At 68.3% G+C, this 20,659-nt stretch carries 17 protein-coding genes; all 17 read left to right on the forward strand.

Translation table 11 applies throughout. The features are described from left to right. Positions 1 to 71 precede the first annotated feature (71 nt). The 17 genes from ACN8HC_RS18510 to ACN8HC_RS18590 all read left to right on the forward strand — a co-directional run bounded on the left by ACN8HC_RS18510 (position 72) and on the right by ACN8HC_RS18590 (position 20,644). Entirely contained in the window at positions 72 to 1,826 is a 1,755-nt protein-coding gene (locus tag ACN8HC_RS18510; protein WP_490076326.1) for an ABC transporter substrate-binding protein, read from the forward strand. 171 nt (positions 1,827 to 1,997) lie between these two features. Continuing rightward, positions 1,998 to 3,041: an ABC transporter permease gene (locus tag ACN8HC_RS18515; RefSeq protein ID WP_490076327.1), complete on the forward strand. Its 1,044-nt coding sequence runs from the start codon at positions 1,998 to 2,000 to the stop codon at positions 3,039 to 3,041. Positions 3,042 to 3,114: 73 nt separating this feature from the next. After that, entirely contained in the window at positions 3,115 to 4,893 is a 1,779-nt protein-coding gene (locus ACN8HC_RS18520; protein ID WP_490076328.1) for an ABC transporter substrate-binding protein, read from the forward strand. An 84-nt stretch (positions 4,894 to 4,977) separates the two neighbouring features. Further along, positions 4,978 to 5,976, forward strand: a complete 999-nt coding sequence (locus ACN8HC_RS18525; protein ID WP_490076329.1) for an ABC transporter permease — start codon at positions 4,978 to 4,980, stop codon at positions 5,974 to 5,976. After that, positions 5,973 to 7,067 carry an ABC transporter ATP-binding protein gene (locus ACN8HC_RS18530; protein ID WP_490076330.1) on the forward strand — a complete coding sequence of 365 codons (1,095 nt, stop codon included), beginning with the start codon at positions 5,973 to 5,975 and terminating at the stop codon, positions 7,065 to 7,067. Before ACN8HC_RS18525 ends, ACN8HC_RS18530 begins: the two co-directional genes overlap by 4 nt. A 3-nt stretch (positions 7,068 to 7,070) precedes the next feature. Then, on the forward strand, positions 7,071 to 8,210 hold the full coding sequence (locus tag ACN8HC_RS18535) for an ABC transporter ATP-binding protein (protein ID WP_490076331.1): 1,140 nt from the start codon (positions 7,071 to 7,073) through the stop codon (positions 8,208 to 8,210). Positions 8,211 to 8,371: 161 nt separating this feature from the next. Further along, a complete protein-coding gene (locus tag ACN8HC_RS18540) occupies positions 8,372 to 8,758 on the forward strand; it encodes a DUF948 domain-containing protein (protein ID WP_490076332.1) in 387 nt (128 codons plus the stop codon). Continuing rightward, a complete protein-coding gene (locus tag ACN8HC_RS18545; RefSeq protein WP_490076333.1) occupies positions 8,755 to 8,970 on the forward strand; it encodes a hypothetical protein in 216 nt (71 codons plus the stop codon). The genes ACN8HC_RS18540 and ACN8HC_RS18545 overlap by 4 nt, the downstream gene beginning before the upstream one ends. Before the next feature lie 226 nt (positions 8,971 to 9,196). After that, positions 9,197 to 11,914 carry an alanine--tRNA ligase gene (alaS, locus tag ACN8HC_RS18550; protein WP_490076334.1) on the forward strand — a complete coding sequence of 906 codons (2,718 nt, stop codon included), beginning with the start codon at positions 9,197 to 9,199 and terminating at the stop codon, positions 11,912 to 11,914. Further along, complete coding sequence (ruvX, locus tag ACN8HC_RS18555) at positions 11,911 to 12,414, forward strand: Holliday junction resolvase RuvX (RefSeq protein ID WP_490076335.1); 504 nt, start codon at positions 11,911 to 11,913, stop codon at positions 12,412 to 12,414. The genes alaS and ruvX overlap by 4 nt, the downstream gene beginning before the upstream one ends. Positions 12,415 to 12,463: 49 nt before the next feature. Continuing rightward, positions 12,464 to 13,774 carry an endolytic transglycosylase MltG gene (gene mltG, locus ACN8HC_RS18560; protein WP_490076336.1) on the forward strand — a complete coding sequence of 437 codons (1,311 nt, stop codon included), beginning with the start codon at positions 12,464 to 12,466 and terminating at the stop codon, positions 13,772 to 13,774. Then, a complete protein-coding gene (locus ACN8HC_RS18565; protein ID WP_490076337.1) occupies positions 13,744 to 14,637 on the forward strand; it encodes a shikimate dehydrogenase in 894 nt (297 codons plus the stop codon). The genes mltG and ACN8HC_RS18565 overlap by 31 nt, the downstream gene beginning before the upstream one ends. 80 nt (positions 14,638 to 14,717) lie before the next feature. After that, entirely contained in the window at positions 14,718 to 15,932 is a 1,215-nt protein-coding gene (aroC, locus tag ACN8HC_RS18570) for a chorismate synthase (RefSeq protein WP_490076338.1), read from the forward strand. Next, on the forward strand, positions 15,929 to 16,504 hold the full coding sequence (locus ACN8HC_RS18575) for a shikimate kinase (protein ID WP_490076339.1): 576 nt from the start codon (positions 15,929 to 15,931) through the stop codon (positions 16,502 to 16,504). The genes aroC and ACN8HC_RS18575 overlap by 4 nt, the downstream gene beginning before the upstream one ends. Next, a complete protein-coding gene (aroB, locus tag ACN8HC_RS18580) occupies positions 16,501 to 17,592 on the forward strand; it encodes a 3-dehydroquinate synthase (protein ID WP_490076340.1) in 1,092 nt (363 codons plus the stop codon). The genes ACN8HC_RS18575 and aroB overlap by 4 nt, the downstream gene beginning before the upstream one ends. A gap of 37 nt (positions 17,593 to 17,629) precedes the next feature. After that, the gene (locus ACN8HC_RS18585; protein ID WP_490076341.1) at positions 17,630 to 18,142 is read left to right on the forward strand and encodes an O-acetyl-ADP-ribose deacetylase; all 513 of its coding nucleotides are present in this window, start codon (positions 17,630 to 17,632) and stop codon (positions 18,140 to 18,142) included. Positions 18,143 to 18,289: 147 nt separating this feature from the next. Further along, entirely contained in the window at positions 18,290 to 20,644 is a 2,355-nt protein-coding gene (locus ACN8HC_RS18590) for an ROK family protein (protein ID WP_490076342.1), read from the forward strand. Positions 20,645 to 20,659 lie beyond the last annotated feature (15 nt).

A 20,659-nucleotide genomic window follows, 5' to 3' on the forward strand; every position in this document is an offset into this window, starting at 1 on the left:
CCGCACGCCGCAAGGGAGTTCGTGACATCTTGCGAGGCATCGTCCCGTCGTGCCATCGAATCGGAGTAACCATGCGTAGGTCGAGCAAGATCGCCGCTGCCGCCGTCATGCTTGCGATGCCGCTTGCGGCGTGCAGCAGTAGCGGACCGAGCAGCAACAACACCTCGAGCAAGACGTCGTCCACCCCGCGTGCCAAGGCCACCGCCGCGGCCATGGACCCCTCGGTCGCCGGACCGGCCCCGGCGGTCCAGGGCGCCAAGAAGGGTGGCACGCTCACGATCACGGACGCCGGGTCGCCTCCGACGTGGGACCCGGCCGGCGCCTACTACGAGTTCTCGATGGGCATCCTGTCCGGCCTGGTGACCCGCGGCCTCACCGGTTACCAGATCAGCAGCAAGGGCGTCTCAACGCTGGTCCCCGACCTGGCGCAAGGCTTGGGCAAGCAGTCGGCGGATGGTCTGACCTGGACTTTCAAGATCAAGCCGGGCATGAAGTACAGCAACGGTGAGACCGTGAAGGCTGCCGACTTCGTCTACGCGATCCAGCGGTCGTTCGACCCCGATCTCGGCGGTAACGGACCGGTGCCCTATCTGCAGACCTACCTCAAGGGCGGTGCGACGTACAAGGGTCCGTTCAAGGACGCGGGGAAGAAGTTCGACGGCGTGACGTCACAGGGCGACGACACCGTGATCTTCCACCTGGTCCGCAAGTGGCCGACGCTGCCCTACTACCTGGCGTTCCCCGCCGCCTCACCGGTGCCGAAGTCTGCCGAGAAGAAGGGTGCCTACGAGAACAGCCCGCTGGCGACCGGGCCGTACATGTTCAAGTCGTTCACCAAGGGCCAGCGGATCACGCTGGTCAAGAACCCGCAGTGGAACGCCAAGTCCGACCCGATCCGGCGCCAGTTCCCGGACACCATCGACGTCCGGCTAGGGGTCACCGCGCTCACCCAGCAGCAGCAGATCTTCGCCAACGCCGGCAGCGGGGCGACCACCATCGACATCTCCGGTCTGGACGCCGGTGTGGAGTCCAAGGCGACGTCCCAGCCCACGCAGGTCGTCTTCGGGCCGTCGCCGTGCGAGTCCTACCTCCCGCTCAATTCGCAGAAGATCCCGCTCGCGGTGCGCAAGGCGATCGCCGTCGCCTACCCCTACAACCAGACCCGCAAGGCCGAGGGTGACAGCACCCTTACCTTCGAGCCGGCGACCACCTATGCTCCGCCGCAGGTGCCCGGCATGAAGCAGTATCCGCCGGTCAACGGGTTGACGGGCACCGGGAACGGCAACCCTGCCAAGGCGAAGGCGATGCTGAAGAACGCGGGCAAGCTCGGCTTCGAACTCTCCTACTTCTACGTGAGCGACAAGCCGGAGGCGGTGTCGGCGAACAACGCGCTCAAAACAGCGCTGCAGGACGCCGGGTTCAAGGTCAAGGACGTGCCGGTCAGCACGCAGCAGATCTCCGACAAGACCAGCGACGAGAACGCGCCGGAGAACTTCGGGCAGGGCATCAGCTCCTGGTGCTACGACTGGCCGTCCGGCGACTCGATCTACCCGCAGCTGTTCAGCTCCTCCACCGCCAAGGACGGCCGCTCCGTCGCCAACCTGCAATCAGCGGCGATCGACAAAGAGCTGAACGACATCAGCTCCATGGACCCGACGGCCGCGGAGAGCAAGTGGCTCGCCTTCGACAAGAAGATGACCGCCCAAGTCATGGGGATCCCGCTGTCCTACTCGACCAGCAGTTACGTTCTCGGCAACAAGGTGCACAATGTCGCCAACGACCCGAACAAGGGTCTGCCGGACTTCGCGCAGATCTGGGTCGGCTGACAGCTCCACACCCAATGTAACGATTGGGTGACCATCATGTGGACACGTCGTGCGGCTCCGCCCGCTGTGGCATCGTTGTTGCGTCACGGCGGGCGGGGCGCGGCCGATTGACCACTACGTGTCGGCATCGCTGAATTGATGGCCGACGTCCAGAACCCGTATGGAGGATCGATGACCGCTGGGCCAAGCGGAGGTAACCTCGACCAGACTTTGGGCGAGATCGGCCAGGTGCACGAGACCGCCGGAGCCACCGCCGTTCTGGGCAAGCGGCCGCCCGCGGAGGGCGGCCAGCGCAGCAAGTCACCGACTCAGATCGCATTGGCCCGGCTGCGCCGCGACCGGGTGGCGATGACCTGCGCGACCATCATCGTGCTGTTCCTGTTGATGGGCATCTTCGCGCCGTTGCTCGCGGATCTGGAGGGCCAGTCGCCGACGGCTGCCAACTACAACCTGATCGGCAACGACAACCTGCCGACCTTCTACACCAACGGCTCGCACTGGCTCGGTGTCACCTCCAACGTCGGCTATGACGTCTTCGCGCGGTTCGTCTACGGCATCCGCCCGTCGTTCCTCATCGCCCTGACGGTCACCATCTGCACCTCGATCATCGGCGTGGTGCTGGGCCTGATCGCCGGCTTCTTCGGCGGCTGGATCGACCGGGTGATCGGCTGGTTCGTCGACTTCACCCTGTCCCTGCCGTTCCTGCTCTTCGCGATCGCGCTCGTGCCGATCATGTCCGCCTACCTGGTGCCCGGCGGACAGGCGACCTCGAGCGAGGCGCAGAAGATCCGGATCCTGGCCATGTTCGTGGTCCTGATCGGACTCGGTTGGGCCGGGTTGTGCCGCCTGATCCGCGGCGAGGTGCTCGGACTTCGAGAGCGAGAGTTCGTCCAGGCCGCCCGGTCCCTGGGTGCCCCGACGAAACGCATTCTCTTCAAGGAGATGCTGCCCAACCTGACGAGCATCATCCTGGTGTCGATGACGACGGCGCTGCCGGCCTGGATCGGCGCGGAGGCCGGTCTGTGCTACCTCGGCGTCGGCCTGCAACCGCCGACCGCCGACTGGGGACTGGACATCTCGGAAGCCCAGGGCCAGATGCAGAACTTTCCCCTGCCGCTGCTCGTCCCGCTGGCCGGCCTGCTGATCCTCGTGCTGTGCCTGAGCCTGCTCGGTGACGCGGTGTCGGATGCGTTCAACCCCAACACCCGACGTTGACCGACCGCAGCACCGTCACATGAAGACTCTTCCCGGGCAGTGCCGGGAAGTAACAAAAAAGGGAGAATGACACATGCGCTGGACGAAATTGCTTGCGCTGACCGCCGCGGGCGCTACTGCGGTGTCGTTGGCGGCATGCAGCAGTGGAGGACCATCGGGCAAGGGCAGTGGCACCGGCGACAACGCCGAGAACACTGCGGTCAGTGAGCAGACCAAGGCGGCGGTGCCGGCGTCCGACCCGAACCTCAAGGGTCCGGCCCCGGAGGTCACCGGTGCGAAGAAGGGCGGCACGCTCTACATCGACGACTCGTCGAATCCGCCCACGATGGACCCGGCCGGCATCTATTATGTGGACTCGAACGCGTTCGCCACGCAGTACCTGTTCCGGTCGTTGACGCAGTTCAAGATCGTCAAGGGCAAGCCGGTGCTGGTGCCCGACCTGGCAGTGAACGTCGGCACCCCGTCGGCCGACGGCCTGACCTGGAAGTTCAAGATCCGCCCGGGCCTGAAGTACTCCGACGGCTCCCCGGTGAAGATCGAGGACTTCGTCTACGGCCTCCAGCGCTCCTTCGCCAAGGAGAGCGTGGGCGCCAACGGCACCGGCTACCAGATGGAATACCTCAAGGGTGGCGACACCTACAAGGGCCCCTACAAGCAGCCGAACGCGAAGTTCGAGGGTATGACGACCGAGGGCAGCGACACCCTCGTCTTCCACCTGTCCAAGAAGGTGCCGTCGTTCAACTACTTCGCCTCGTTCCCGGAGTTCAGCCCGGTGCCCAAGGCGAAGGACACCAAGGACAAGTACCAGATGAACCCGCTGAGCACGGGTCCCTACAAGGTCCAGAGCTACACCAAGGGCCAGAAGATGGTGCTGGTCCGCAACAACAACTGGGACCCCAAGTCCGACCCGGTGCGGCACGACTACCCGGACAAGGTGCAGATCAACTTCTCGATCGTCGACCTGCCCTCCCAGCAGCGGATCCTGTCCAACAGCGGTGTCGGCGCCAACACGGTCAACATCGGCGCGATCGACTCCTCGCTGGCTTCGAAGGTGACCGGTGCGCAGAAGAACCAGTTCGCCATCGGTGCCTCGTCGTGTGAGTACTACGTCGAGATCGACAGCCGCAAGGTGCCGCTGGACATCCGCAAGGCGATCGGTTACGCGTGGCCGTTCAACCAGATCCGCAAGGCGGGTGGCCTCTCGACGCTGAACTACCAGCCGGCGACCACGTTCGCCGCCCCCAGTCTGCAGGGTTACAAGAAGTACCCGCCGCTGCCCTACGCCACCGGTGAGGGCAATGGCGACCCGGCCAAGGCCAAGGCGATCCTGCAGAAGGCCGGCAAGGTCGGCTTCCAGCTGTCGTACTACTACCGCAGCGACAAGCCGAATGTCGTCAACGCCAACAACGCCAAGAAGACGGCGCTGAAGGCGGCGGGCTTCACGGTCAAGGACATCCCGGTGTCCAGCGCCGAATACACCAAGAAGATTTCCGACCCCAAGGCCCCGGTGAACATGGGTCAGGGCACCCCCGGCTGGTGCTACGACTGGCCGACCGGTGACTCGGTCTACCCGGTCATGTTCAACGGTGCCGGGATCTCCGACGGTCTGTCGGTGGGTCAGTTCAAGAACGCGGAGGTCAACAAGAAGATCGCCGCGATCAGCGCCATGGACCCGGCGAAGGCTGCACCCAAGTGGTCGGAGCTGGACCAGGAGCTGATGACGAAGTACGTTCCGTCATTGCCGGACAACTACTCAATGAACACCGCGACGTTCGGCACGAACGTCAAGAATGTTCAGCTGAACCCGTTGATCAGCATGCCCACGCTGTCCCAGCTGTGGGTGTCCAACTGACGGATTCACCGCTCTGACGGTGGCCGGCGGGAGGCGACCCCTTCCGCCGGTCACCGTCAGGCCACCCCTCCAAGGAGCCATTACGTGATCGTCTACATCGCACGGCGGTTATTGCTCGCGATCTCGGTGTTGTTCGCCACGGTCGTGCTGACCTTCGGGTTGTTCTTCGTCGGACCGTCGAAGGACGCCGTTGCTTACCAGCTGTGTGGGACGCACTGCACGAACCAGATCGTTCAGGCGACGAACCATCGTCTCGGCCTCGACCAGCCCGTCGTCGCGCAGTTCGGCGAGTACATGAAGGGCCTCGTGGTCGGCCGCGACATCAAGAGCGACGGCGAAGTGACCGGGCACTGCAGCGCACCGTGCCTCGGCTGGTCCTACGTCCAGAGCCAGTCGGTGACCACTCAGGTGAAACAGGTCATGCCGGTGACGTTCGCGATCGTCTTCGGTGGGATGGTCGTCTTCGTGCCGCTCGGCCTCCTGCTCGGCGTGGTCTGCGGTCGCAATCGTGGCTCACCACTGGACCGGGTCATCGTCGGCATCTCCCAGGTCATCAGCTCGATGCCCTACTTCGCCGTTGCGCTGATCCTCAACCTCTACCTGATCTTCACCTGGAAGATCCTGCCTGCCACCGGCTACACGCCGCTGACGCAGGATCCGGGATCCTGGTTCACCGGTTTCATCGCGATCTGGGTCATCTACGGCATCTTCAACTCGATGCTCTACGTGCGGTATGTCCGGGCGTTCATGATCAACACCCTGTCCAGCGACTTCGTGCGCACCGCGCGGTCGAAGGGCATCTCGGAACGACGAGTGGTGTGGGGACACGCGTTGCGCGCGACGCTGGCGCCATACCTCACCTTGATCGGTGTGGACGTCTCCCTCCAGCTGACCGGCGCCATCTTCACCGAGCAGGTGTTCAATGTGCTCGGCATCGGCCGGCTCGCGCTGAACGCCATCAACACCAGCGACCTGCCCGTTATCTCGGGAACGGTTTTGGTGGGTGCCGCGTTCATCGTGCTGGGTAATCTGCTCGTTGACCTGCTCTACGTGAGCGTCGACCCGACTGTGAAGCTGACATGACAGACACATTGACACCCCCGGCCCGTGAGCCGGGCACCCAGCGGCGCCCGCCGCTCGATCCGAACGCACCGGTCGTCCTCACCGTCGAAGACCTCAAGGTCCAGTTCCCGACCGAGGACGGTCTGATCAGCGCCGTCAACGGCGTCTCCTACGAGGTGAAGGCCGGTCAGACGCTCGCAATCGTCGGGGAGTCCGGCTCGGGCAAAAGCGTGTCGTCCATGGCGGTCATGGGGCTGCACGACCCCAAGCGCAGCCGGATCAGCGGCTCGATCAAGCTGGACGGAGAGGAACTCGTCGGGGCGTCTCAGGCGCAGTTCCGCAAGCTGCGCAGCGAGTCCGTTGCGATGATCTTCCAGGACCCGCAGTCCTCGCTGCACCCTTTCAAGAAGGTGGGCGCCCAGATCGCGGAGGCCTACGCGGCGCACCACAAGGTGTCCAAGTCGGTCGCCGCCAAGCGTGCGGTGGAGATGCTCGATCGGGTCGGCGTGCCCAACCCGGACCGCCGCTCCAAGCAGTACCCGTTCGAGTTCTCCGGCGGTATGCGCCAGCGCGCGATGATCGCGCTCGGCCTCGTCAACGACCCGAAGCTGCTCATCGCGGACGAGCCGACCACGGCGCTCGACGTCACGGTGCAGGCACAGATCCTGGACCTGATGAACGACCTGCAGCGCGAGTTCGGCTCCGCGATCATCATGATCACGCACGACCTGGCAGTCGTCGCCGAGGTCGCCGACCACGTGCTCGTGATGTATGCCGGACGCAGCGTCGAGTTCGGCACCGCACAGGAGGTCCTCGCCAATCCCCGCATGCCCTACACGTGGGGTCTGCTGAGTTCGGTGCCGTCGCTGACGGCCGACGTCGGATCGGACCTCAAGCCGATCCCCGGCAACCCGCCGAGCCTGCTCAACCTGCCCAGTGGGTGCTCGTTCCGGCCGCGGTGCCCCTACTCCGACCGAGTGCCGGGCAACAAGTGCGCGACGGAGCTGCCCGAGTTCCTCGAGGTTCCCGGTGAGCCGGGACGCCTGTCCCGGTGCCACCTGGCCGACCCTGCCGCGATCTTCGCCGACGAAGTCGCACCGACGTTGGAGTGATCGATGACTGACAACATCACGGACGCCGGCTCTGCGGATGGCGCCCGCAACGGCCTGAGCCTCGACAAGAACGACGACCCCTTCGCGGCCGCTGAGCCGGCGGTTCACGAGTCGCCGCGCGACCGCGAGATCCTGCTCACGGTCAAGGATCTGACCAAGCACTTCCCGGTCAAGGAATACAACGGCCTGTTCCCCAAGACGCTGCAGACGCGAGCGGTCGACGGCGTGAGCTTCGACCTGGCCAAGGGCGAGACGCTCGGTCTCGTCGGCGAGTCCGGTTGTGGCAAGACGACGACCGGTCGGCTGGTGACCCGGCTCCTGGAGCCGACGTCCGGAAGCATCGAGTTCGAGGGTCGCGAGATCGCGCACTTGAAGGAGCGGCAGCTGCGGCCGATGCGGCGCGACATCCAGATGATCTTCCAGGACCCCTACGGCTCCTTGAACCCACGGTTCACCGTGTTGAAGATCATCGGCGCACCGCTGGAGATCCACAACATGGTGCCCAAGAACAAGATCAAGGAGCGGGTCCAGGAACTCCTGGAGCTGGTGGGCCTCAACCCCGAGCACGTCAACCGCTACCCGAACGAGTTCTCCGGTGGCCAGCGGCAGCGCATCGGCATCGCCCGAGCGCTGGCGGTCGAGCCGAAGGTCGTCGTCGCAGACGAGCCGGTGTCGGCGCTGGACGTCTCCATCCAGGCGCAGGTCATGAACCTCATGAGCAAGCTGCGTCGGGAGCTCGGCATCGCGTTCATCTTCGTGGCGCACGACCTCGGCATCGTGCGGCACTTCTGTGACCGGATCGCCGTGATGTATCTGGGCAAGGTGATGGAGGTCGGTGACCGCGAGGACATCTACGAGAAGCCGCAGCACCCTTACACGCAGGCGCTGCTGTCGGCGGCTCCAGACCTCAACGTGGTGCGCGGCGCCGTGCCCAACGAGCGGATCCGGCTGATCGGCGACGTGCCGAGTCCGATCGACCCGCCCAGCGGCTGCCGCTTCCGCACCCGGTGCTGGAAGGCACAGGAGATCTGCGCCGCCGAGGAGCCGCCGCTCGACCCCGCGGACGACAAGCCGGAGCACACGATCGCCTGTCACTTCCCGGAGGTGAAGACCGACCTCGTCGCCGAGGCGGACGCGTCCTGACGAGCACGCCGATCGCCGGCTGACAGGGCTCGTGCCATCCTCACCGGGGTGGCACGAGCCCTGTTGTTCATGTCCGCCACCGGGTCGGCAGCCGATATGTATGCCGGGGGGCGACGGCGCGCCAGAGTACCCTTGGCAGCAGTGATGAAACGAGATGTGTCATGAAGGTCTCCCTGGGAGACATCGCCGGAATGATCGCCGCATTGGCGTTCGTCGGTCTCGTGCTGCGCATGGGCTCGGTGGTCGGCAAGGCCGGCAAGGTGCTCGACGAGACCCGGGCGGGGGTGCGAGAGATCACCGACGAGACGGTTCCGTTGCTGCGTGAGGTCACCGACACGGTGGCCGCGACCGGCCAGCAGGTGGCCCGGCTGGACACCATTTCGTCCAACGTCGCCACGATGACCACCAATGTCAGCGCGGTCACCTCGGTCGTGGCCGCCACGGTCGGCCGCCCGCTGATCAAACTTGCCGGGTTCACCTACGGTGTGCGATCCGCGGTGGAGTTGCGCCGGCTGAAGCCGCCCAGCGAGGGAGGTGGCCGATCGTGAAGTGGCTGCTGCTCCCCGCCGGAGCCGTGCTGACCGGTGCGGTGCTGGCGACCCGGACACCCGCCCGCGACGCGTTCACCCGTTTCCGGCGCGATGTTCGTGAGGGCATGGACGTGCGCGAAGCCCAGTTGCGCGAGGTGCTCGCCATGGATACCCACCTCACCCTGCCCGGTGAGCGGGTCCGCGACGCGCGAGCTATCGAGGGCCGCTGAGGCCCCGCGTCCGACCCTGTTTGCTTACCCCACCCACCGCCGCACTGAGTGGGTGACCGACATACACGCTGATCGAGTGCCGAGGGAGCGAAGCGGAGGAGGTGTATCGAGATCGTGTCCGTTCCGTTGACATGTGGTCTCGATACGGATTCGCCGAGCGGCTCGCCCTACTCGACCGTCGTGCTCGCCGACTCGACCGACGATGTGAGACGTAAAGGAATTGATGATGGAAACCGCGGAGATCCGGCGACGATGGCTGGACTATTTCGAGCGGAACGGGCACACGGTCGTGCCGTCCGCCCCGCTGATCTACGACGACCCCAACCTGCTGTTCGTCAACGCCGGCATGGTGCCGTTCAAGCCCTACTTCCTCGGCCAGCAGACGCCGCCGTGGGACCGGGCGACCAGTGTGCAGAAGTGCGTCCGGACCGGTGACATCGAAGAGGTCGGCAAGACCTCCCGGCACGGCACGTTCTTCCAGATGAACGGCAACTTCAGCTTCGGCGACTACTTCAAGGAGGGCGCGATCCGGCTCGCCTGGGGCCTGGTCACCACACCCCTCGACCAGGGTGGCTACGGCTTGGATCCCGAACGCATCTGGCCGACGGTGTATGTCGACGACGAGGAGGCGTTCGCGATCTGGCACGAGCAGATCGGCATACCGACCGAACGCATCACTCGGCGCGACGCCAACGACAACTACTGGAACATGGGCGTGCCCGGACCTGGTGGCCCGTGCTCGGAGTTGTTCTACGACCGGGGCGCCGACTACGGGGCGGACGGCGGCCCGGCGGTCGACGAGGACCGGTACATGGAGTTCTGGAACCTCGTCTTCATGCAGGAGGAGCTGTCCGCGGTCCGCAGCAAGGCCGACTTCGACGTCGCGGGGCCGTTGCCCAAGCGCAACATCGACACGGGCATGGGCCTGGAGCGGATGGCCACCCTGCTGCAGGGCAAGGACAACCTCTACGAGATCGACGAGGTGTGGCCGGTGCTGGCCAAGGCGGCCGAGATGACCGGCAAGCGCTACGGCGAGCACTCGGGGCACGCGGCCAGCTCCAGTCACCCGGACGACGTGCACCTGCGCGTCGTGGCCGACCACGTCCGGTCGTCCCTGATGCTCATCGGCGACGGTGTCACCCCCGGCAACGAGGGCCGCGGCTACGTGCTGCGCCGGATGCTGCGTCGCGCGGTGCGCGCCATGCGGCTGCTCGGCTACCGCGACAAGGCGCTGCCGGAGCTGCTGCCGGTCAGCCTGGACCGGATGAAGGCGTCATACCCGGAGCTGGCCACCGACTTCGGCCGGATCAGCCAGATCGCGTATGGCGAGGAGGACGCCTTCCGTCGCACGCTCGACCAGGGCACCACGATCCTCGACACCGCGGTGACCAAGGCGAAGCAGTCCGCCGCGGCCATCGGCGGCAACAGCACGCCGTCGCTGCCCGGGTCGGAGGCGTTCGCGCTGCACGACACCTACGGCTTCCCGATCGATCTGACGCTGGAGATGGCCGCTGAACAGGGTGTCGAGGTGGACCGCGAGGGCTTCCGCCGGTTGATGGCCGAGCAGCGGCAGCGCGCCAAGGACGACGCGAAGGCAAAGAAGTCGGGGCACGCGCACACCGAGATCTGGAAGGAGCTCCGCGAGCTGGGGGCGACGGACTGGCGCGCCTACGAGGCGCTGTCCGTCGAGGGCAAGGTCCTCGGCCTGGTCGCCGACGGCCGGCGGGTCGAGGGTCTCGAGCAGGGCGCCACCGGCCAGGTGGTGCTCGACCGGACCACCTTCTACGCCGAGTCCGGTGGCCAGATCGCCGACGAGGGCATCATCACCACCCCCACCGGACAGCTGCGCGTGCTCGACGTGCAGCGCCCGGTCAAGGGACTGGTCGTGCACACCGTCGAGGTCGCGTCCGGCGAGGTCAGGGTGGGCGAGGAGGTGCAGGCGCAGGTCGATCCCGACTGGCGGATTTCCGCCTGCCAGGCGCACTCCGGCACCCACGTGGTGCACGCGGCGCTGCGGCAGGTGCTCGGCCCGTCGGCGCTGCAGAGCGGTTCCTACAACAAGCCCGGCTATCTGCGGCTCGACTTCGCCTGGAACAGCGCACTGTCCGCCGAGACCCGCTCGGAGATCGAAGAGGTGGCCAACCTCGCGCTGCGGCAGGACCTGCCGGTGTCCTCGCAGTACATGACGCTGCCCGAGGCGCGGGAGTGGGGCGCGCTCGCGCTCTTCGGCGAGACGTATGACGAGCAGGTGCGCGTCATCGAGATCGGCGGCCCCTGGTCGCGCGAACTGTGCGGTGGCACGCACGTCGCGCACTCCTCGCAGATCGGTGCGCTGACCCTGACCGGCGAGTCGTCGGTCGGCTCGGGGGTGCGCCGCGTCGAGGCGTTCGTCGGGCTCGACGCGATGCGCTACCTGGCCAGGGAGCGGGCGATCGTCGCCGAGGTGGCGCGCCTGGTGAAGGCCCAGCCGGGCGAGCTGACCGAGCGCATCGAAGACCTGCTCACCCGGGTCAAGAACGCAGAGCGGGAGATCACCGCGCTGCGCCAGCAGCAGTTGCAGGCACAAGCCGGTGAACTCGTCCAGTCGGCGACCGACATCGGCGGCATCCGGGTGCTCACCCACGACGCCGGTGAGGCGGGCGCGGACGACGTGCGGACCCTGGTCACCGGCTTGCGTGGCCGGCTGGGCGACTCCGCCCCGACGGTGGTCGCGGTGACCGGCTCGGCGAAGGGCCGGCCGCTGGTGGTCGTCGCGACCAACGCGCCGGCACGCGAGCGCGGGATCCGGGCCGGCGACCTCGTCCGGGTCGCGGCCGGTGTACTCGGCGGGGGTGGCGGCGGCAAGCCGGACATCGCGCAGGGTGGCGGCACCGACGCGTCCGCCGTCGGCGCCGCGCTCGAAGCGGTCGAGGGCCAGTTGATGGGCCTGGCCGGAGTCCAGTGAGGTCGGGCGTCCGGATCGGCGTCGACGTGGGCAGTGTCCGCGTCGGCGTCGCATCCTGCGATCCCGACGGCGTGCTCGCCACCCCGGTGGGCACGTTCCGTCGCTCGGGCGACGAGAGCGACATACAACAGGTTGCCCACCTGGCGGCCGAGCGTGCTGCGCTGGAGGTCGTCGTCGGCCTGCCGTTGTCCCTCGACGGCGCCGAGCACGCGGCCGCGCAGGCAGCGCGGGACTGGGCGACGGCGCTGCGCCGGCGCAACCCGGGCGTGCCGGTCCGGCTCGTCGACGAGCGGATGACGACGGTCGACGCGCACCGGGCAATGCGGGAGAGTGGACTGCGCGAACGCGGCCGGCGTGAGATCGTCGATCAGCAGGCAGCAGTGCTGATCCTGCAAGCCGCGCTTGACTCCGAGCGGGTTTCCGGACAGCCTTCCGGAGAGTTGCTCGGCGGGCGCAAGCCGCGGCACCGAAAAGGACCAGTACGGAAAGGCGTTGAGTGAACGTGCAGCACGCGGTGCCCGGATGCGTCCGCTCACCGAAGGTGAGTCGATGAGCACACCCTCCGGGCGGCCACCACGAACCCGCCGCGAGGCACGGGAGCAGGCGGCACGCGAGCAGGACGCTCTGCGGCGCGACGCCTCCGGCGAGCGGACCGGCGAGCCGGAGGCCGTCGCCCTCACCGACGAGGACGAGACCCGTGAGTTCGTCGCGGTGCACGCGGACGAGGCCGGCCTGGCCGGCTTCCCCGGCTGGACCAGCGAGGACGAGCACGGCGAGCACACGTCATACGAAGAACTCAAGCGGCACCACAAGCGGCGCGCCGGCCGGTCCTGCCTGTTGCTCGTGCTGGTGATGCTGCTGATCATCGGCGGTCTGGGCTACGCGGCCAGCAAGGTCGGCCGGATCAACCTGCCCGGGATGGCGCAGGGCGATCCGGACTACACCGGCACCGGGACGGGCACCGTGCAGATCACCGTCCAGGAGGGCGACTCCGGCGCCGCCATCGCCCAGACGCTGCTCAAGGCGGGGGTGGTCAAATCCACCGGGGCGTTCGTGCAGGTGGCGAATGCCAGCCGCGACTTCGGCAACATCCAGCCGGGCCGCTACACCTTGCACCACAAGATGAGTGCCCGGGCCGCACTGCAGATGATGCTCGACCCCAAGAGCTTCTCCAGCACCGGCGTGACGATCCCCGAAGGACTGTGGGCGAGCCAGATCTTCACGCTCCTCTCCAAGCACACCGGCGTGCCGGTGGCCGACTACCGGAAGGTCACCGCTACCTCGATCGGCCTGCCCGCCGCGGCGGACGGGCACCTCGAGGGTTATCTGTTCCCGTCGACCTACAACTTCAGCAGCAGCATGAGCGCGCAGCAGCAGTTGCGCGCCATGGCCGGCGAATGGCGCAAGAAGGTCGCGCCCTTGCACATCCCGGCGAACAAGCTGCACGACGTGATGGTGGTCGCGTCGCTCGTGGAGGCCGAGTCGCGCCTGCCCGAGGACGGTCCGAAGGTCGCCCGGGTCATCGAGAACCGCGTCGCCCAGGGTATGCCGCTGCAGCTGGACTCCACGATCCATTATGCGGAGGACAAGCGCGGCACGATCACCACGACCGACGCCGAGCGGGCCAAGAAGGGGCCGTACAACTCCTACCTCAACAAGGGGTTGCCGCCGACTCCCATCGACAACCCCGGCCTCAACGCCATCAAGGCGGCGCTGCACCCGGCGAGCGGCACCTGGCTCTATTTCGTGACCGTCGACCCGGAGACCGGCAAGACGCTGTTCGCGACGACCTACGACCAGCAACGCACGAACGAGCAGGTGTTCCACGCGTGGTGCGCGAAACATCCGGGCAAGTGCTGACCCGCCACCGGGCCGCCGTGCTCGGCAAACCGATCTCGCACTCCCTGTCGCCGGTCCTGCATCGGGCGGCCTACCAGGCGCTCGGCCTCACCGACTGGTCCTACGACGTGCGCGAGTGCGATGCGGCCGGCCTGCCGGACCTCGTCGCCGGGCTCGGCCCCACCTGGAGCGGTCTGTCGCTCACCATGCCGCTCAAGGAGGAGGCGCTGCTCCTCGCGCGCACCTCGAGCGACATCGCCCGCCGCACCGGAGCGGTCAACACCCTGGTCCGGTCCGCCGACGGCTGGCACGGCGAGAACACCGACGTCGCCGGCATCCGCGATGCGTTGCGGGACGCCGGCGTCAGCGCGGCCCAACCGGCGACCCGCGCCGTGGTGGTCGGGTCCGGTGCGACGGCCCGTTCCGCGCTCGCTGCCCTCGCCGAGCTCGGGATCACCGATGTGACGTTCGTCGTGCGCAAGGAGGTGCGCGCATCGACGCTGGCGCAGGCGCGCGACCACGGCCTGCGGGTCTCTGTGCTGCGCGAGCCCGACGCTGCGGCGGAAATCCTGCAGTCGCCGCTGGTGATCAGCGCGGTCCCCGCGGGCGCGGCCGACTCCCTCGCGCTTGCGGTCCATGCGGCGGCCGAAAAGCTCGGTCCCGTCGCGCCCCGCGCGGTGCTGCTCGACGTGGTGTATACCGACTGGCCGACGCCGCTCGCGGAGGCCGCTGCGTCATACGGCGCCCGGATCGTGCCGGGCATCGAGATGCTGATCCACCAGGCCGCGGCGCAGGTCGAGCTGATGACCGGTCAGCCGGCACCGCTCGATGCGATGCAGCGCGCCGGTCGGATCGCGAGCGGTCTCGCGCCGGCCGGGACCTGACCGGCACCGGCGGGTCGGAGCGCGTCCCGGCATACGGTGGCAGGAAACGGTGCTGCGGCGCTGCATGAAAAGATCGCCGCATGCTTCGTTGGTTGACTGCAGGTGAATCCCATGGGCCGGAGCTGACCGCCGTGATCGACGGCCTGCCGGCAGGGGTCACCATCAGCGCGGCCGATCTGGCCGACGCACTGGCCCGTCGCCGCCTGGGCTACGGCCGCGGCGCCCGGATGAAGTTCGAGCAGGACCAAGTGTCGTTCACCGGCGGTGTGCGGCACGGCAGCACGCTGGGATCGCCTATCGCCATCACCATCGGCAACACCGAGTGGCCCAAGTGGCAGGCCGTGATGCGTCCCGAGCCGGTCGACCCGGCCGATCTCGCGGCGGCGGCCGACGTCGGTGCGTCGGGCGAGATCGCCCGCAACCGGCCGCTCACCAGGCCGCGTCCCGGCCACGCGGACCTGGTCGGCATGCAGAAGTACGGCTTCGACGAGGCCCGTCCGGTCCTGGAGCGCGCGTCGGCGCGCGAGACCGCCGCGCGGGTCGCGCTGGGCCGGGTCGCTGCTGCGTTTTTGCAGCAGGCGCTCGGCATCCGGCTGGTCTCGCACACGGTTGCGATCGGCGGGCAAGAGGTGGCCGACGACGCGCCGCTGCCCGGCCCGGACGACGTGGCAGCCCTCGACGCCGATCCGGTGCGCACGCTCGACGCGGACGGCTCGGCGCGGATGATCGCGGCGATCGACGCGGCGAAGAAGGACGGCGACACCCTCGGCGGGGTCGTCGAAGTGCTGGCGTATGGCGTGCCGCCCGGCCTCGGCTCGCACGTGCACGGCGACCGGCGTCTCGATGCCCAGCTGGCCGGTGCTCTCATGGGCATCCAGGCGATCAAGGGTGTCGAGGTCGGGGACGGTTTCCGCACCGCGGCCCGTCGCGGGTCGGCCGCACACGACGAGATCGTCCGCGAGGACGGCCGGATCCGCCGGGAGACCAACCGCGCCGGTGGCACCGAGGGCGGCATGTCGACCGGCGAGGTGCTGCGGGTGCGTGCGGCCATGAAGCCGATCTCCACCGTCCCGCGCGCGCTGCGCACCGTTGACGTCGCGTCGGGCGAGGAGGCCACCGCCATACACCAGCGGTCGGACGTGTGCGCGGTGCCGGCCGCCGGCGTCGTCGCCGAGGCAATGGTCGCGCTCGTCCTGGCCAAGGAGGCGCTGGAGAAGTTCGGCGGCGACAGCGTGCCGGAGGTGGCGCGCAACCACGCGGCATACCTCGCCGCCATCCCGGAGCTGATGCGATGAGTGCCGCTGGTCGGCCGAGTAGGTCGGAGGAGCGCAGCGGGGGAGACCGTATCGAGGTCACCAGCACCAACACGCCCGCTGTGCTGCTCATCGGCCCGCCGGGCGCCGGCAAGACCACCGTCGGGCGGCTGGTGGCCGAGACGCTCGGCGTGCCGTTCACGGACACCGACGAAGTCATCGAGGCCGAGCAGGGCCGACGGATCGCCGAGATCTTCGTCGAGGACGGCGAGCCGCGCTTCCGCGAGTTGGAGGCGGAGACGGTCGCGCGGGCAACGACCTGGGACGGTGTCGTCGCGGTCGGCGGCGGTGCCCCGATGACCGAGTCGACCGCCGCCCTGCTGGAGTCGTTGCCCGTGGTGTTCCTCAGCGTCACGATCGCTGACGCCGCCGGCCGGGTCGGCTTCTCGCACGCGCGTCCGCTGCTGGCGGTCAACCCGCGGGCAACCTGGACGAAGCTGATGGCGGAGCGGCGGCCCACCTATGAACGACTGGCGACCTGGGTCGTCGACACCGAGGGCCGCACTGCCGAGGACGTAGCTGCCGACGTGGTCGCCAAGGTGCGGCAATCGTGAGCAACGCTAGCGTGATTCGGGTCGGCGACGACTACGACGTCGTCATCGGCGCCGGCCTGCTCGACCAGGTGGTGGCGCACGTGCCGGACGGCGCACAACGAGTGCTGATCGTGCACCCTCCGGTCCTGGCCGATGCTGCCGCCGGCGTCGCCGCCGCCGCCGCGGCGGCCGGACTCGACCCGACCGTCGAGGAAGTGCCGGACGCCGAAGCGGCCAAGACCGCCGACGTCGCCGCCCGCCTGTGGTCGGTGCTCGCGCGGGCCGGCTTCACCCGGACCGACGCCGTCATCGCCCTCGGCGGCGGCGCCACCACCGACCTCGGTGGGTTCGTCGCAGCCACCTGGCTGCGCGGTGTGCCGGTGGTCCAGGTGCCGTCGACCGTCCTCGGCATGGTCGACGCCGCAGTGGGTGGCAAGACCGGCATCAACATTCCCGAGGGCAAGAACTTGGTCGGCGCATTCCACCCGCCGGCTGCCGTCCTGTGCGATCTGGACCTGCTCCGCACGCTGCCCCGCGAGGACCTGATCGCGGGTCTCGCGGAGGTCGTCAAGTGCGGGTTCATCGCCGACCCCCGGATCCTCCAGCTGGCCGCCGACCGCGACGCGGCGCTCGACGTCCACGGCGCCGTGCTGCCCGAACTGGTGGCCCGCGCGGTCCAGGTCAAGGCCGACGTGGTGTCGGCAGACCTGCGCGAAGCCGGGCTCCGGGAGATCCTGAACTACGGGCACACGTTCGCGCACGCGGTCGAGCAGGTGTCCGGCTTCCGCTGGCGGCACGGCGACGCCGTCGCCGTGGGGATGGTGTATGTCGCGGAGCTCGCCCGTCGTGCCGGCCTGATCGGTGACGAGCTCGTCGACCGTCACCGGACGACCTTGCAGACGGTGGGACTTCCCACGGCATACCCCATCGACGGCGACGTCGACGTCGACGAGCGGTGGGCCGCCCTGCGCGCGGCGATGGGCCGCGACAAGAAGACCCGGGGCTCGACCCTGCGTTTCGTCGCACTCACCGGCATCGGCCGGCCGACCCGACTGGTCGGCCCGGACGAGACGCTGCTTCGGGAGGCCTTCGACGCGGTGCGCGTCTGAGCTCCGCTCCCGCTGCCTTCCGGCGTAGCGTGGAAAGGTGCAGCTGACCGCGATCCGGGCCGACATCACCACTGTGGAAGTGGACGCGCTTGTCAACGCTGCGAATTCGTCGCTGATGGGCGGCGGGGGAGTCGACGGCGCCATTCATCGCAAAGGTGGCCGTGCAATCCTCGCCGAGTGCCGGCGACTGCGGGAGACGGAGCTCCCGGACGGGTTGCCGACAGGTCAGGCGGTCGCGACGACGGCCGGCAACCTGCCCGCCCGATGGGTCATCCACACGGTCGGTCCGGTCTACGCGCGTCGTGAGGACCGGTCCGGACTGCTGGCCGACTGCTACCGAAACTCGCTGCGCGTCGCCGACGAACTCGGCGCTGCGACCGTCGCGTTCCCGGCGGTGTCCGCGGGCATCTACGGCTGGCCGATGGACGACGCCGCCCGGATCGCCGTGCAGACCGTCCGGGAGACGCCGACAGCGGTCGAGCGCGTGATCTTCGCGTTGTTCTCCGCGGATGCTCTCGGCGCCTTCGAGGCGGCACTCGCCCGTTCCTGAGCTGGCGCCGTGCCGCCCCGGCCGTCCGGGCCGTGGTCTCACGATGCGGACCCTTCTTGACCGTCTCCTATGATGCCCGTCACAGTCGTTGCGAAATCGCTTTCATAAACGTTATGAAAGCAGCTTGAAAATGGACGTCAGGAAGTCATGCCCGACTCGTCTCGCCACTTCGAAAGCCGCGATCAGGTGCTGGCCGCCATCCGTGATCTCGGCGACGCGACCACCGCCGAGTTGTCGGCGAGCACCGGGCTCTCCCGGCCGACGGTGGAGGCGTCGCTCGCCGACCTGGAGCGGGCGGGACTGGTCGAGACCGGCGCCCAGCAGCGGCCCGGCGGTGCCGGCCGGCCCGCGAAGATCAGCAGGTTCCGCCGCGAGAGCGGCGTCGTCGCAGGCGTCGACCTCACCGGACAGGACGTCCGGATCATCGTCGCGGACCTCGCCGGCGTCCCGGTCGCGCTGGCCGAACCCGGAACCCGGTCTCCGCAGGCAGGTCATGGCGACCTGACCGGGGTTGCCCACCTGCTCGATGAAACGTTGCGCCGTGCCGGGCTGCACCGCGGCGACCTCCGCGCGGTCGGTGTCGGCGTCGCCGGCCTGGTGCGTGACGGCGTGCTCGAGACGGCGCCCGAAGTGAGCGCCTGGCGTGGGCGCAACGTGCGGGAGTTGTTCACCGAGGCGTTCCAGGCCCCGACGGTGGTCGACAACGACCTCACACTCGCCGCGAGCGCCGAGGCGCAGGGAGAGGCCTTCGCCGGAGCGGCGGTCGGTGTCTACGCCCTGGCGTGGCATCACGTCTCGGCACGCGTCGTGATCGACGGGCAGGTGCTCCGGGGCCGGCACAACCGGGCCGGCGAGGTCGGTCTGCTGTCCACCCTCTCGCGGGTCCCCACGCCGACCGGCACGCTGCGCGAGGCGTTGCCTCGTGTCATTGCCGCCCTGCAGCGGTTGCGGTCCAACGCCGAGGACACCGACGGCCTGGCGGTCCTCGCCGACCTGACCGACGCCATGGCGCCGGCCATCGGCGCGCTCGCCCTCGCGACGGATCCGGACCGGATCGTCCTCGGGGGAGACCTGAGCGAGTTCCACGACCTCCTTGCCCCCCGCCTGTCCGAAGCGATCGAACGAGCAATCTCCCTGGACTCCACCGCCATCGAGGTGGTTCCCGGAGCGCTCGGCGTCCACGCGGTCGCGCTCGGCGCGCTGCACAGTGCCTTCTCCGCCCACTCGAAAGCGATTTACGGAACCGACAACATGACACCTCCCTCCATCACCTCCGTCGATCCTTTGCTGAGCTCGCGCAGCCGGCCGGCAGCATTCACGGCGGCGCTGATCGGCGTCGGCGCCCGCGCCGGACTCGCCGGCAACCTGGCCGCTGCGGGCGGACGCATCGTGGCCGCGGTCGACCCGGACGAGCGGCAGCGCCACGTCGTCGACGAGCTCTTCGGTGCGGACGTCCCGTTGCTGCCCGACATCCCCACGCTGCTGCGCGAGTTTCCCGAGCTGGACGCTGCCATCGTCGCCAGCCCGGACGACACGCACGCGGACATCACCGTCGAACTGCTCCGTGCCGGCGTGCCGACGTATGTCGAGAAGCCGCTCGCCATCACCACCGACGACTGCGACCGGATCCTGGGCACCGCGTTCGAGACCGGCACCAAGCTGTATGTCGGCCACAACATGCGCCACATGCACGTCGTCCGGCTGATGAAGCAGATCATCGACCGGGGCGAGATCGGCGAGGTGAAGGCGATCTGGTGCCGTCACTTCGTCGGAGCCGGGGGCGACTTCTACTTCAAGGACTGGCATGCCGAACGCAGCCGTGGCACCGGTCTGCTGCTGCAGAAGGGCGCGCACGACATCGACGTCATGCACTGGCTCGCCGGGTCGCAGACGCGCAGCGTGACCGGCGTGGGAGAACTGGCCGTCTACGACAAGATCACCAGCCGACGGGACAACACCGACCGCCGGATGCGCGATTGGTTCTCCACCGACAACTGGCCGCCGCTCCAGCAGACCGATCTCAACCCCGTCGTCGACGTCGAGGACATCTCGATGATCATGGGCCGGCTCGATTCGGGCGTGCTGATCAGCTATCAGCAGTGCCACTTCACGCCCGACTACTGGCGCAACTACACCGTCATCGGCACCGAAGGACGGCTGGAGAACTTCGGCGACGGCGAAGGCGGTGAAGTGCGCGTCTGGAACAAGCGATCCGGCTTCCTGGAGAAGGGCCACGTCCAGTACCCGATCCTCGGCGACGCGGACGGACACACCGACGCCGACGCCCTGACCATCGCCGAGTTCGTCAACTTCGTCCGCACCGGAACGCCGACGGACACCTCACCGCTGTCCGCCCGGGATGCGGTGGCGGCCGGCGTCGCCGGCACGGACTCGATCCGTTCGGGCAGCATCCCGGTGACCGTGCCGGAGCTCCCGCCCGAGCTGCGCACCTATTTCGAGCAACACCAACGCCGTTCATCCTCCCCAGCCGTCGAATCCTGACCCCGAAGGACATCC

The organism is Flexivirga sp. YIM B11880 (assembly GCF_058148645.1).